Source organism: Sphingomonas sp. LR60, from assembly GCF_036855935.1.
Lineage (GTDB): Bacteria > Pseudomonadota > Alphaproteobacteria > Sphingomonadales > Sphingomonadaceae > Sphingomonas.
In genome coordinates this window covers 1642540-1656578 of record NZ_JASPFK010000001.1, presented here as the reverse complement: position 1 = coordinate 1656578, position 14039 = coordinate 1642540, and the positions used below count along the sequence as shown (strand labels likewise).

10 protein-coding genes are annotated in these 14039 nt (G+C 65.4%); 7 read left to right on the top strand and 3 right to left on the bottom strand.

What is annotated here, in order from left to right:
- Positions 1 to 199: 199 nt before the first annotated feature.
- Positions 200 to 2620: a TonB-dependent receptor plug domain-containing protein gene (locus QP166_RS07510; protein WP_333915359.1), complete on the top strand. Its 2421-nt coding sequence runs from the start codon at positions 200 to 202 to the stop codon at positions 2618 to 2620.
- 187 nt (positions 2621 to 2807) lie between these two features.
- A complete protein-coding gene (locus QP166_RS07505) occupies positions 2808 to 3536 on the top strand; it encodes a PEP-CTERM sorting domain-containing protein (protein ID WP_333915358.1) in 729 nt (242 codons plus the stop codon).
- 218 nt (positions 3537 to 3754) lie between these two features.
- Here QP166_RS07505 and QP166_RS07500 read toward each other — a convergent pair whose 3' ends face one another.
- Positions 3755 to 4228, bottom strand: a complete 474-nt coding sequence (locus QP166_RS07500; RefSeq protein WP_333915357.1) for an Lrp/AsnC family transcriptional regulator — start codon at positions 4226 to 4228, stop codon at positions 3755 to 3757.
- Positions 4229 to 4343: 115 nt separating this feature from the next.
- Here QP166_RS07500 and putA point away from each other — a divergent pair, with 115 nt between their 5' ends.
- From putA to QP166_RS07485, 3 genes are all read left to right on the top strand, one after another.
- The gene (putA, locus tag QP166_RS07495; RefSeq protein WP_333915356.1) at positions 4344 to 7961 is read left to right on the top strand and encodes a trifunctional transcriptional regulator/proline dehydrogenase/L-glutamate gamma-semialdehyde dehydrogenase; all 3618 of its coding nucleotides are present in this window, start codon (positions 4344 to 4346) and stop codon (positions 7959 to 7961) included.
- Positions 7962 to 8047: 86 nt separating this feature from the next.
- On the top strand, positions 8048 to 9448 hold the full coding sequence (gene nhaA, locus QP166_RS07490) for a Na+/H+ antiporter NhaA (RefSeq protein ID WP_333915355.1): 1401 nt from the start codon (positions 8048 to 8050) through the stop codon (positions 9446 to 9448).
- Between the two features lie 81 nt (positions 9449 to 9529).
- A complete protein-coding gene (locus QP166_RS07485; RefSeq protein ID WP_333915354.1) occupies positions 9530 to 11020 on the top strand; it encodes an HWE histidine kinase domain-containing protein in 1491 nt (496 codons plus the stop codon).
- A gap of 11 nt (positions 11021 to 11031) precedes the next feature.
- Here the strand turns inward: QP166_RS07485 and QP166_RS07480 are convergent, their stop codons facing one another.
- Both QP166_RS07480 and QP166_RS07475 read right to left on the bottom strand, forming a co-directional pair.
- The gene (locus QP166_RS07480) at positions 11032 to 11499 is read right to left on the bottom strand and encodes a histidine kinase (protein WP_443027196.1); all 468 of its coding nucleotides are present in this window, start codon (positions 11497 to 11499) and stop codon (positions 11032 to 11034) included.
- A 66-nt stretch (positions 11500 to 11565) separates the two neighbouring features.
- Positions 11566 to 12237: a squalene/phytoene synthase family protein gene (locus QP166_RS07475; RefSeq protein WP_333915352.1), complete on the bottom strand. Its 672-nt coding sequence runs from the start codon at positions 12235 to 12237 to the stop codon at positions 11566 to 11568.
- Between the two features lie 70 nt (positions 12238 to 12307).
- Between QP166_RS07475 and QP166_RS07470 the strand changes: the two genes are divergently transcribed.
- Positions 12308 to 13315, top strand: coding sequence for a TadE/TadG family type IV pilus assembly protein (locus QP166_RS07470; RefSeq protein WP_333915351.1), 1008 nt, complete (start codon positions 12308 to 12310; stop codon positions 13313 to 13315).
- Positions 13246 to 13995: a hypothetical protein gene (locus QP166_RS07465; protein WP_333915350.1), complete on the top strand. Its 750-nt coding sequence runs from the start codon at positions 13246 to 13248 to the stop codon at positions 13993 to 13995. The genes QP166_RS07470 and QP166_RS07465 overlap by 70 nt, the downstream gene beginning before the upstream one ends.
- The last annotated feature ends 44 nt before the right edge of the window (positions 13996 to 14039 follow it).

Below are 14039 nucleotides of genomic sequence, written 5' to 3'. Positions count from 1 at the left end.
CACGCCACCGCCCCACCACCTCTTCCGCCAATGGCTTACGGGTATCTTCCCGATCATTCGCATCGCGCGATCGACTGTAGCGACCCGGGCCAAGCCGCGCTTATTCGCGCGAAAGCAAGCCTTGGACGCGTAATCACCATCAGCGCGGTAGAGAATGACGGATCAAAGACCGTCGCATATAAAAAGAAGGGGAATTCCCATGAGCACCACTCAAGCCGCGCTGCTGGCCAGCGCCGCGCTGTTGCTGCCTGCGCTGACCACGCCCGTCGTCGCGCAGACCGCACCTGCTGCTACCACGGATGCCGAAGCGCAAGCCGACAATGAGGTGGTCGTCACGGGTACGCGTGCACCGGGTCGCAGCCGGCTGGATACGGTTTCGCCGGTCGACGTGCTGACCGGTGACGCGCTGCGGGCGCAGGGCACGACCGAGCTGGCCGATGCGCTGTCAACAGTGGCGCCATCGATCGATTTCCCGCGGCAGGCGGCGGTCGACGGCACCGATGCGATCCGCCCCGCTACGCTGCGCGGTCTCTCGCCGGACCAGACGCTGGTGCTCATCAACGGGGCGCGCGCGCATACGTCGGCGCTGCTCAACATCAACGGTTCGATCGGTCGCGGGTCGGCGGCGGTCGATCTCAATACGATCCCGACCGTCGCGCTCGACCGCGTCGAAGTGCTGCGCGAAGGTGCATCGGCGCAATATGGTTCGGACGCGATCGCGGGGGTGATCAACCTGCGGCTGCGCGAGGCACGCGAGGGTGGCGGCGCGAACGTGACCTTCGGCACCTATGCGACCAAGTACGATGCCGCCCGCACCTCGCGGTCGGTACGCGATGGCGAGACGGCGACGTTCAGCGGATGGAAGGGCTTCGCGATCGGCAGCGAGGGCTTCCTGACCGTTTCGGGCGAATATGTCTCGCGCCAGCCGACCAATCGCGCCGATATCGATCCGCGTGGGACGGCGCCCAACCGGATCCGCGCGCGGTTCGGCGATCCGGAGGTCGAACAGGGCACGGTCTACGTCAATGCCGCGGTGCCGCTCGGCGACGGAAACTGGACTGCATATGCCAACGGCGGGTTCCAGCAACGCGACAGCGAGAGCGGCGCCTTCCCGCGCGTGGTCAACGCCAACAATCTGAACGCGGAGGCGCTGATCGGCCTCTACCCGGACGGCTTCCTGCCGCTGATCGGGTCACGGTCGAAGGACTATAACGCGACAGCGGGGGTACGCGGAGAGCTGGGCGGCTGGAACGCCGACCTGACCGTCAGCTATGGACGCAACACGATCGACTTCGAGACGCGCAACTCGGGCAATGCGACCTATGGCATTGCATCGCCGCAGAATTTCGACAGCGGGCGGCTTCGCTACGATCAGCTGACCGCCGGGCTCGACCTGGCGCGCGAATATACGCTCGGTGCGGCGGTCATCAACATCGCGGCGGGTGGCGAATATCGTCGCGAGGGCTTCGCGATCGGTGCCGGGCAATCGGAAAGCTATGATCGCGCGGCGGGTGCCGACACGCGGCTGGCGTCAGGGGCGCAGGGGTTCGTCGGGTTTCGGCCGGAGAACGAGGTCGACGTCCATCGCAGCAATGGCAGCCTGTACCTCGACGTCGAGGCACGGCTTTGGGACAAATTGACGCTCGGTGCGGCCGCACGTGGGGAGACCTATTCGGATTTCGGCGAGACGGCGACCGCCAAGCTCTCGGCACGCTATGACATCGCACCGTGGCTGGCGTTTCGCGGGTCGGTCTCGACCGGCTTCCGCGCGCCGTCGCTCCAGCAGCAATATTATACCTCGACCCAGTCGCTGGTGAACGGCAACGTGCTTCAGGAAACGGGCCTCTACCCGGTTTCCAGCGATATCGCGCGGGCGCTGGGCGCGTTGCCGCTCGATCCCGAGAAGTCACGCAACTATTCGGCCGGTACGGTCGTGCGCTTCGGCGGGTTCAGCCTGACGGTGGATGGCTATCACATCCGCATCCGCGACCAGATCGCGCTGTCGGAGAACATCCAGGCGACGGCGAGCACGCAGGTCGGCAGTCTGCTCGCGCCGTTCCGGGTGCAGGCGGCGCGCTTCTTCATCAACGGTGTCCAGACGACCACCAAGGGGCTGGATATCGTCGCGGCCTATACGTTGCGCACGCAGAATCTGGGTAGCTTCAACCTGAGCGCGGCGGCGAACCTGAACGACATTTCGGTCGATCGTGTCCCGACCTCCACGGCATCGCTCAACCCTGCCCCTAGCCTGTTCGGTCGCAACCGTGTCCTGACGATCGAGCAAGGGACGCCACGCACCAAGATCGTCGGCGCAGTGGACTGGCGCGGCGAGGCGCTGGGCGCGACGCTCCGCGCGGTGCATTACGGCAACGTGCTGCAACCCGGCACCGTCGTTGCGAACGACATCTATACGGGACGGCGTACGATCATCGATCTGGAGGGGCGTTATCGCTTCAACGACAACGTCACGCTGGCGCTGGGTGCAGAGAACCTGCTCGATATCTACCCGAACACGACGCCAGCCGCGCTCAACAACAACGGGGTGACAGCCTTCCCCTATTACTCGCCGTTCGGGTTCAACGGCCGGCAGGTCTACGGCCGTCTTAACCTGACTTGGTGATCCCGCCAGCCGCCGCGGTTCACGGATCGCGGCGGCGGCGCTATGAGCAGCGCCATGCGAACGATCCTCCTGGGGCTTGCTGCTCTTCTTACCACCACAGCGCAGGCACGGGCGGAGACGATCCTCTTCATCGGTAACAGCTTCACCTTCGGCGCCAATACGCCGGTGCGGGTATTGAACGCCGACCGTGTCACCGACCTCAACAACGAGCGAGATCGGGGGCGTACCGGGCCTCTTCAAACGCTTCACCGAACAGGCCGGGCTCGATTGGCAGGTGTCGCTCGAAACGTCCGGCGGCAAGACGCTGGGCTGGCATCTGGCCGAGCGACGCGCGGTGCTCGACCGCCTTTGGGATCATGTCGTCCTGCAGGAATATAGCACGCTCGATCCGGCGCGGCCCGGTGACGGCGCGGCGACGATTGCCGACGCGGCGCGCATCGCCGAGGTGCTGCGCACGCGTAATCCGAAGGTCGCGATCACGCTGACCTCGACCTGGACGCGACCCGACCTCGTATTCCTGCCAAACAAGCCATGGTCGGGTACGCCGATCGAAAAGATGGCGATCGACGTACGGCGCGTGATCGATGCCGCGGCGCGGCGCGCGAAGGCGGATGTCGCACCCGTCGGACAGGCATTCACGTGTGCGATCCGAAGCGGAGTCGCCGACGCAAACCCGTATGACGGGATCGATTATACGCGTGTGCCTTTGTGGTCCTACGATCATTATCACGCCAGCAGCTACGGCTATTATATCGAGGCGCTGGTGGTGTTCGCGCGCGTGACCGGCGTCGATCCGCTTAGCCTTGGCGCACGCGAGGCGGCGGCGGGCGATCTGGGCTTTTCGGAAGCGGAAACCGTCGCGCTACAGCAATCCGCGCATGATGCCATCACCACCAATGGCGGCTGCGGCCGATAAGGCGGTCGAGCCGCGCGCTTCATCGCAGGGCAATCCGTGCTGCCCCACGAGTACATAAAACCAAAACGGTCGAGGTCGCGCCATTTATAGTCGGTATCACCGCCCCCAGCGCCTGCGTCGACGGACCAAGGCGCTCGTTTTCATGATCGTCCTGATCGGCGTGGGGCTCGCCGGCGCGGGACTATGCCTGTTCGCGCTGAAGGGCTGAGCAAGCGGGTTCAGACCGCTGCGTCGCGGATCGTCTCCATCGCCACGAAGGTCGAGGTGCTCGCGACATGCGGGAGCGAGGAAATGCGCTCGCCGAGTACCTCACGATAGCGGCGGATGTCGGCGGTGCGCACTTTGAGCAGATAATCGAAGCTGCTGGCGATCATATGACATTCCTCGACCTCAGGGATGCGCAACACCGCGCGACGAAATTCCTCGAGCGCGGTCTCGCGGGTGTCCGACAGTTTGACCTCGGTGAAGGCGATGTGATCGAGCCCGAGCCGCGCCGGGTCGACGATCGCCCGGAAGCCGAGGATGTAGCCGCCGTCGATCAGCCGCCGCAGCCGCACCTGGCATGGGGTCTTCGACAACCCCACGCGTTTCGCCAGTTCGGTGACCGACAACCGCCCTTCGGCGCGCAGCGCCTCGATGATCCGCCGATCGAACGCGTCGATCGGTCCGGCTATCGACGTTTTCTGGTCCATTCGGTCTACCATGGCTGCCTAAATAGCTTCGTTCAGCGCAACGATGCCGCAAATCCGGACGGATTGCCACGCTGTGACTCGCTATGGAGCGCTGACCACGAGAGGATATTCCGCGATGCGCGCCGCTTTGCCCCCGTTCGCTGATTTCGCCCCGCCGATCCGCACGCAAAGCGCGTTGCGACAGGCGATCACCGCTGCCTACCGCCGCCGTGAACCGGAGTGCCTCGCCCCGTTGCTCGACGCAGCGACGCTCCCGGACGACGTTCGTGCGGCAACCGCCGCCACCGCGACTGCGCTCGTCACCGCGCTGCGCGCCAAGCACAAGGGTACGGGCGTCGAAGGGCTGGTGCAGGAATATGCGCTGTCGAGCCAGGAAGGCGTGGCATTAATGTGCCTCGCCGAGGCGTTGCTGCGCATCCCCGATGTCGCGACCCGTGACGCGCTGATCCGCGACAAGATCTCCGGAGGCGACTGGCGCAGTCACGTCGGCGACGGGCGGTCGCTGTTCGTCAACGCCGCCACATGGGGGCTGGTTGTCACCGGTAAATTGACCGGTAGCGTCAACGACAGCGGGTTGAGCGCGGCGCTGACGCGGCTGATCGCGCGCGCCGGGGAGCCGGTGATCCGTCGCGGCGTCGATATGGCGATGCGGATGATGGGCGAGCAGTTCGTCACCGGCGAGACGATCGGCGAGGCGCTGAAGCGCGCGCGTCCGCTGGAGGCGCGTGGGTTCGGCTATAGCTACGACATGCTCGGAGAGGCCGCGACCACCGCAGCGGATGCCGATCGCTATTATCGCGATTACGAGGTCGCAGTGAACGCGATCGGTGCGGCGTCCGCAGGGCGCGGGATCTACGAAGGTCCGGGCATCTCGATCAAGCTTTCCGCGCTCCACCCGCGCTATGTGCGGGTGCAGGCCGGACGCGTAATGGACGAGTTGCTGCCGCGCGTGAAGGCGCTGGCGTTGCTCGCCAAGAGCTATGACATTGGTTTCAACATCGATGCCGAGGAAGCGGATCGGCTCGAGCTGTCGCTCGATTTGCTCGAAAGCCTCGCGACCGATCCCGATCTTGCGGGTTGGAACGGGCTCGGCTTCGTTGTGCAGGCTTATGGCAAGCGCTGCCCGTTGGTCATCGACTGGATCGTCGATCTCTCGCGGCGGGCCGGACGACGGATCATGGTACGGCTGGTCAAAGGTGCCTATTGGGATGCCGAGATCAAGCGCGCGCAGGTCGACGGGCTTGTCGACTTCCCGGTCTACACGCGCAAGGTCCACACCGACGTCGCCTACACCGCCTGCGCGCGCAAGCTGCTCGCGGCGCGCGACGCGGTGTTCCCGCAGTTCGCGACGCACAATGCACAGACGCTGAGCGCGATCTATCAGCTTGCCGGCCCGGACTTCACGGTCGGCGATTACGAGTTCCAGTGCCTGCACGGCATGGGCGAGCCGCTGTACGATGAAGTCGTGGGACCTGCGAAGCTGAACCGGCCGTGCCGCATCTATGCGCCGGTTGGGACGCATGAGACGCTGCTGGCCTATCTCGTCCGGCGGCTGCTGGAAAATGGGGCCAACTCCTCGTTCGTGAACCGCATCGCCGATCCCGATGTGGCGATCGCGGATCTGGTCGCCGACCCGGTCGAGACGGTGCGGCGGATGGCGGTGCCGGGGCAGAAAAACCCGCAGATTGCCTTGCCGCACGAGCTATACGGCATTCGGCGCAATTCCGCCGGGCTGGACCTCAGCGACGAGACGGTGCTCTCCTCACTGAGCCGGACGCTGGCGGCAGAAGGGCCGTGGCAGGCGGGCGATGACGGGGCCGAGCGCGTGGTGCTGAACCCGGCAGATCATCGCGATCAGGTTGGCGTCGTGCGCGAGATGTCGGTCGAGCAAGCGCGCGACGCAGCGCAACGTGCTGCGGGTGCGGCGGCGGGCTGGGCTGCGCGCCTGCCGGCCGAACGCGCTGCGACCCTCGACCGCGCCGCCGATGCGATGCAGGCGCGGATGCCGCAGCTGCTGGCCTTGATCGTCCGCGAGGCGGGCAAGTCGTTGCCCAACGCAATCGCCGAGGTGCGCGAGGCGATCGACTTCTTGCGCTATTATGCCGAGCAGGCGCGCTCGACCTTGGGCGCCGGGCATCGCGCATTGGGCGTGGTGACGTGCATCAGTCCGTGGAACTTCCCGCTCGCGATCTTCACCGGTCAGATCGCGGCGGCACTGGTCGCAGGCAATGCGGTGCTCGCCAAGCCCGCGGAAGAGACGCCGCTGATCGCCGCGCAGGGCGTCGCGATCCTGCACGAGGCCGGCGTACCGCGTGACGTGCTGCACCTTATCACCGGCGACGGCGCGATCGGTGCAGCGCTAGTAGCGGCACCCGAGACGTCTGCGGTGATGTTCACCGGCTCGACCGAGGTTGCACGGCTGATCCAGCGTGAGCTGGCGACGCGCCTGCTTCCCGACGGGGCGCCGATCCCGTTCATCGCCGAAACGGGTGGCCAGAATGCGATGGTCGTCGACTCGTCGGCGCTCGCCGAACAGGTGGTCGCGGACGTGATCGCTTCCGCCTTCGACAGCGCCGGGCAACGGTGCTCGGCGTTGCGGATCCTCTGTCTCCAGGAAGAGGTCGCGGATCGCACGCTGACGATGATCCGCGGTGCGCTCCACGAGCTGTCGATCGGGCGTACCGACCGGCTGGCAGTCGACATTGGCCCGGTCATCTCTGCCGAGGCGCAGGCGACAATCGAGGCGCATGTCGCGGGGATGCGGGCGGGCGGGCATCGCGTCGAGCAGGTGGCGCTGTCGGGGGATACCGCGAACGGCACCTTCGTTCCGCCGACGATCATCGAGCTGAGCGACATCGCCGAGTTGGAGCGCGAGGTGTTCGGCCCGGTGCTCCATGTCGTGCGCTTCCGCCGTGCCGATCTCGACCGGTTGATCGACCGGATCAACGCCACCGGTTATGGCCTGACCTTCGGTTTGCACACACGGCTCGACGAGACGATCGCGCATGTCACCAGCCGGGTGAAAGCGGGCAATCTGTACATCAACCGCAATGTCATCGGCGCTGTCGTCGGTGTTCAGCCGTTCGGCGGACGTGGGCTTTCCGGGACGGGCCCCAAGGCAGGCGGGCCGCTGTATCTCGGGCGGCTGGTTGGCGGCGCGGCCCTGCCCCCGGCGGTGGTGTGCGATCATGCCGATCCGGCGGCGCGCGATCTGGCGACGCGGCTCGAAGAGCGCGGCGACAGCGATGCGGCGACGCGGGTGCGTGCAGCGATCGCGGCGTCGATGCTGGGCGCAGAGGTCGAGCTTGGCGGGCCGGTGGGCGAGCGCAATCTGTATGCGCTGCATCCACGCGGGCGCGTGCTGGCGCTGCCTGAGACGCGGGACGGGTTGATCGATCAGCTGGGCGTCGCGCTGGCGACCGGCAACGAAGTGGTGATCGGCAACGGCGACGCGGTCCGCGACACGCTCGCGCTCTTGCCTGAGACGGTGGCAGCGCGAGTCCGCGTCGCGGACGACTGGCGGCGAGAGCCGGCCTTCGCGGGCGCGTTGATCGAAGGCGATAGCGACCGCGTCGGCAAGGTGCTGCAGTCGCTTGCGGCGCTACCGGGACCGATCGTGCTCCCCCAGGCGGCGAGTGCTGGCTATCGGCTCGACTGGCTCGTCGAGGAAGTCTCGACGTCGATCAACACCACCGCCGCCGGCGGCAATGCGAGCCTGATGAGCCTGAATTGACGTTGATGTGAGTAAAGCCCGATCGCGCCGACCGGAACGGCGCTGGGAGTGAGCCGTATAGTCCCGACACACAATCGAGGGATTTAATGGCGCTCACTCCGCGCCTTTCCGGGCAGGTTGCCGCCCGGGCGCATCATTCCGGTGCGGCACGCCTGCTTAAACGTGCCGCGCCGTTCTTCGCGATCGGCGAGGTGTCGGGCGGTCCGCTGCTGATCGCCTCGCTGATCGCGCTCGCTCTCGTCAACTCGCCGTTGAGTGCTGGATATGAGCAGATCTGGGATACGCCGCTGCGACTGAGCTACGGTGGGCAAGCGATCGCGCTGCCGCTTGCGGAATGGGTCAACGACGCGCTGATGCCGTTGTTCTTCCTCATCATCGGCACGGAGGTGAAGCGCGAGTTCAGCAAGGGCTCGCTCTCGTCACTCAAGACGGCCGTCCTGCCTGTGGCGGGCGCGATCGGCGGGCTGGTGGTGCCGATCGGCATCTATTTTGCCTTCAACTACGGGACGGACACTCAGCACGGCTGGGGTGTGGTCGCGGCGATGGACACGGCGTTCAGCCTTGCGATCGTGGCGATCTTTACCACCCGCCTGCCCCCGGCGGTCCGCGCCGTGTTGCTGGCGTTTGCGGCGATCGACGACGTCTTCGGGCTGTTGGTGATCGCCTTCGCTTATACCGAGACGTTGCAGGCCAGCTACCTGCTGCTGGCGGGCGCGGGCTATATCGGAATCCTGATCCTGCTGCGGCTCGGATGGGTGGCGTCGGTGGCCTATGTGCTGCTGGGCGCCGCGGTGTGGATCGGGGTGCTCGGCTCCGGCGTCCATCCGACGATCGCGGGGGTGGCGATCGGTTTGCTGCTTCCGACCAGCTCGCGACTGTCGGAGCAACGCTTCGTCGAGCGCGTGCAGCGTCCGGTCGACCGATTGCGCCGCGCGCAGAAGGTGGCGAGCACCGCCACCGACGGCGAAACGGCAGAGCGCGGGCGCGAAGAGGCGCAGAGCCAGCTTGGCTACATCCACGAGATGGCAGCGGCCACCGACGAGCCGGCGGAACGGCTGGTTCGTATCCTGACGCCGTGGGTGTCGTATTTCGTGCTGCCGCTGTTCGCGCTGTCGAACGTCCGGATCCACTTGTCGGGCGAACTGATCGGTGAGGCGCTGCAGTCGCCGCTCGCGCTGGGGATCGTTGTCGGGCTGGTGATCGGCAAACCGGTAGGCTTCTTCGCTGCGACCCGCATGGCCGCGGCGGTGGGGATCGGCAAGTTGCCCGAAGGCGTGACGTGGCGGATGATCGTCGGCGTCGGCGGCGTTGCGGGGATTGGCTTCACGATCTCGCTGTTTATCGCCGAACTGGCCTTTGCGGGCGCGGAACGCACCGAAGTGGCCGCGCTGGCGATCTTGACCGCCTCGCTGATCGCGGGTTTGTTCGGCTATGTGATGTTGTGGAGCGCGGCCAAGGACATGGACGGCAAACAGGCCGCGGATTGATCAGAAGCAACGTAATAAAACGCGCTTCCGCTACGGCATGACATTGTATCGTAATGCTTACTGATCTAGGTTGGAGAAGCCTTGGATCGTTCTCCTCTCGCCCCTCACCCTGTCACGCCGTACGTCGCGCCGCTCGAGGTAACCGCGGCGATCGCGGCGTTTGAATCTTCGCTGGATCCAAGCGACCCGTTCCTGGCAGCGGTAATCCACTCGATCACGCCGATGGTCGTCAGCGATCCTCGGCTGCCGGATAACCCGATCATTTTCGTCAACCAGGCGTTCGAGGCGCTGACCGGCTTCCCGGCCAGTGAGGTGATCGGTCGCAATTGTCGCTTCATGCAAGGCCCCCTGACCGAGGAAGCGGATATACAGCGCCTGCGTGCAGCGATTGCGCGACGCGAGCGCATTGACATCGATCTGCTCAACCACCGCCGGGACGGGACGCCGTTCTCGAACCGGTTGATGGTCGCGCCGGTCTTCGACCCAGCCGGCGCATTACGCTATTTCGTCGCCACCCAGCTCGACGTGACGATCGAGCGCCATCGACTGCGCCGGTTGCAGGAGGATCGCGACGCGCTGACCGCCGAAGTGGAACGTCGCGAGACGGCGCTCGTCGAGCGCGAGGCGCGGTTGGCGATGGCGCTGAAGGCGGGCGGGCTCGGCACATGGTCGCTTGCGCTGCCCGACCTCAATCTCACGGCTTCGCCGGCGTATCTGGACAATTTCGGTCAGCCGGCAGACGAGCGATTCAGCTTCGCCGACTTCGAGCGAAGCCTGCATCCGGAAGACTATCAGCGCGTCTGTGCGGCGTTGACCGATACGGTCGAGAATGGTGCGCCGTACGATATCGAATATCGCGTGCTGACCCCGGATGGGGAGCAACGCTGGATTCACGCGCAAGGCGCATTGCAATATCGCGCGGACGGATCGCCGCTCCTCCTGTCCGGCTTCTCCTCGAACATCTCGGTGCGCAAGTTCGCGGAGGAGCATCGCGCGGTGCTTGCACGCGAATTGACCCACCGCGTCAAGAATACGCTAGCGACGGTCGGCGCGGTGGTCAGCCAGACGCTCCGCGACGCTGCATCGCTCGACGAAGGACGCCGCGCAGTCGCGGGTCGGATCGCAAGCCTCGGCACCGCGCATGAATTGCTGGTGCGCGACGAGGTCGAGGGCGCGGCGATCAACGAAATCGTCGAGCGCGTGCTGGCTCCGTTCATCGATACTGGCGGCAGCCGCTTTTCGATCGAAGGACCGATGATCCGCTTGTCGCCCGAAATCACGCTGGCGATGTCGATGGCGTTACACGAGCTTGCAACCAACGCGATCAAATATGGTGCCTTGTCGGTTTCCGATGGAGTCGTGCACATCCGTTGGGCGCTGGCGGGTCTCGCGGGGGAGCGGCGTTTCTGCTTCTCGTGGATCGAGCAGAACGGGCCACCGGTCGTGCCGCCAACACGGATCGGCTTTGGTACGCGGATGATCGAGCGGGTGCTTGCGGCTCACGTCAGCGGCAAGGCAGCGATGAGCTATCCGCCATCAGGCGCGCGGTTCGAGATCGAGGCACCGGTCTGACCCGTCGGGCGTCACTCATCTGATTTGACGGCGTCGTCGCTACGGCAGGTTGGGCGCTGCGTCTTACGCTTCGGAGCGGTCGTCGCGAACTCCTTGGCATCCATTGCGCCCGAGCGATCGTGGTCGGCATCCGAAAAGTGCGTGGTGGTCTTGATTGCCCATTCGTCGAACGAGAGGCGCCCGTCGCCGTTCACGTCGAGTTTGGCGAAAGCCTTGCGGCGTGGGACGAGATATTCGTCCCGCGTGACCTTGCCGTCCCGATCCTTGTCGTAGCGGTCGAAGCGCTTTTGCTCACGGTCTCGCGCCGGTGCTTCGGGCAGGGACGTCGCTTGCGGATCGTCCTGCACGCCCGCGGCGGTTTGGCGAGCGGCGCCCATCGGCGCGGATAGCGGATCGGGGCGCGCGACCCCGTCGAAGATCAGCCACCCTGCCCCGACCAGCGCGAGCGCCGCCACGCCGCCGACCAAATAACGCCACATGCCCCCATGTCCCCCGTTTCGATCGCGCACAGGCTAGCGTCCACGTCGACGAGGGCAAGATGGCGGTCAGCGTCCAGTGACCCGAAGCCATAACAGCCGCGCGGCGCGCGCAGGGTGGCCGCGGGGCCTTGGATCGGTCGCGAGATCGAGTCGCGCGGATTGGGCGATCGCACCGATCGCTCGCGCCGCGGCCGGCCAACGATAGTTGTCAACCGCTGCGAAGGTATCGCGGGCCATGTTGCGCGCCAGATCGGCGGTCGCTGGCGCTTCGAGGTGCCGCGCCAGATCGGCCAGCGCCCACCCCTCCCCCGACGCGGGGATCGCGGCATCCTCGACACTTACGATCGTCGCCATTGCGGCGAATATCCCGCGGCCGCGGTGCGTCGCATGAGCCTGTATCGCGTCCTGGTCCAAGGTGGGTTCGAGCAGCGCCTCCCAGCCCTCGACGAGATCGGCAAGGCGACGGGCGGGCACGCGCGGCACGACATCGCGCGCAAGGGCCTGAAGCACCGGCTCGGCGGGCGGCGGGGCCGTGTCGAGCGCGAGCAGGGCCTCGTGCCACCACGTCAGCCGCATCTGTCCGACGATCGGCTCGCGTGTGGTGCGCAGGATCGCCGCCAGCCGATCATCGAGCTGCCACAATGCGTCCAGCGCCGCGCGATGCGCGGGCGCGGCATAGGTCATCGCCAGCGCTCGCTCCAAATCGCTGACGATCGGGATCTTTTCCTCATTAACCATTCGGCTTCAGCCATCCTTACCCATTTCGGCCGCATGGCCGTGCGCCTCCGCCGACCGACCGTGACGAGACATGCGCGTGCCGTTTACCCTACCGCGTTCCCTGCCTCGATTGATACGCGACGTCTCTGGCAACGTCGCGATCATGGCGGCATTCGCGGTCATTCCGCTGCTGGCGATGATCGGTGGTGCGATCGACGCCAGCCGAACGTACATGGCCGCGACGCGTCTGCAACAGGCGTGCGATGCCGGCGCGCTCGCCGGGCGCAAGGCGATGGCGAACGTCACCACCCTGACCGCTGCCGAGAAAGCCAAGGCCAACGAGTTCTTCCGCTTCAACTTTCCCGCCGGCACCTATTCGGCCGAACAGGTCACCGCAGTCTACGACAAGGGCGCAAACGGTGTCGTGGTCGGCCGCGCATCGCTGTCGATGCCGACGACGTTGATGCGGATGTTCGGCTTCGGTGCGGTTCCGGTGAGCACGACGCGCAAGGCGGAACTGCATATTCCGAATACCGACATCATGTTCGTGCTCGATGTGACGGGCTCGATGTCGGCCAATCCGGCGGGTGGCGCGGAGACCAGCCAAAATCCGAGCAAGATCGACGGACTGAAGCAGGCGGTAAAAGACTTCTATGCGGCGCTGGGCCCGGGCCCGTCGACGGGCGCTGGCCGTATCCGTTACGGCTTCGTGCCCTATTCCTCGAACGTCAATGTCGGGCGGGTTCTTTACGCGCTCAATCCTGCTTACATCGCCGGCGGATTAGGCGACGAATACATCAATTTTCCATCGCGACGTGGCGAATACAAAGCGAGCAAGTGCAGCGACGGCCGGAGCAATTGCGATTATGTGCAATGGTCGTGGACCAATCTTTCGGTCGATGTTTCAGACTGGGTCCGTACGACCGGAAGGGTCACCAACCCGGCTTTTGGCAAGGCGATCCCACGGGCCAGAACGGCAGCGCTCCGTCCTCTTTCGCGTGGAACGGCTGCATTCGTGAAGCAAGCACGGTGCAGGATATCACGGGAACCTCGTCGCTGGAGGTGCCGTCGAGCGCCTATGATCTTCAAATCGATCTGAAGCCGACGAGCGCCGCCACGCGCTGGAAGCCGGCTTTGTCTCAGCTGCAATATCAGCAATACCCTTGGCCCGACGACACGTTGCGGGCGGTCGGTTACAGCTGCCCGAAGGAGGTAAATCCGCTTCGGCAGTATACGAGCGATTATAACGCCACTTCGAAAAGCTCACCGAGTCTCGACTCGTATGTGAACGCCTTTGTCCCGACAGGTCAGACCTATCATGATATCGGTCTGATCTGGGGCGCGCGTCTTCTCGCACCCGACGGTATCTACAGCGCGACGAACGCCGACGCCGTAGCGCCGGGTGGCTACCAGGTGTCTCGCCACATCGTCTTCATGACCGATGGTCAATTGGATACGGATGGGAAATTGGCCGACGCCTGGGGCGTGAATGCGATCATGAACAGGGTTCAGGCGGACAATGCCGTCGCGCCGCCTTCGGCAAGTGAGGCCCGCATTTATGCGAGCCATCTGCGTCGTACGCAGATCATCTGCAACGAGATGAAGAAGCGTGGCTTCATCATCTGGATCGTCGGCTTCGGAAATCAAGGATTGTCGCAGGAGCTGAAGGAATGCGCGACCGATCCCGATCATTGGTCGATCGCCACCGATACTGCGGCGCTTCGTCAATCCTTTGCCAAGATCGCGCAGACGATCGGCGGCTTGCGGTTGTCGTCGTGAAGCGGGATCGACGATCCCTCGCCGCGCTATTGCATGCGTCCGAT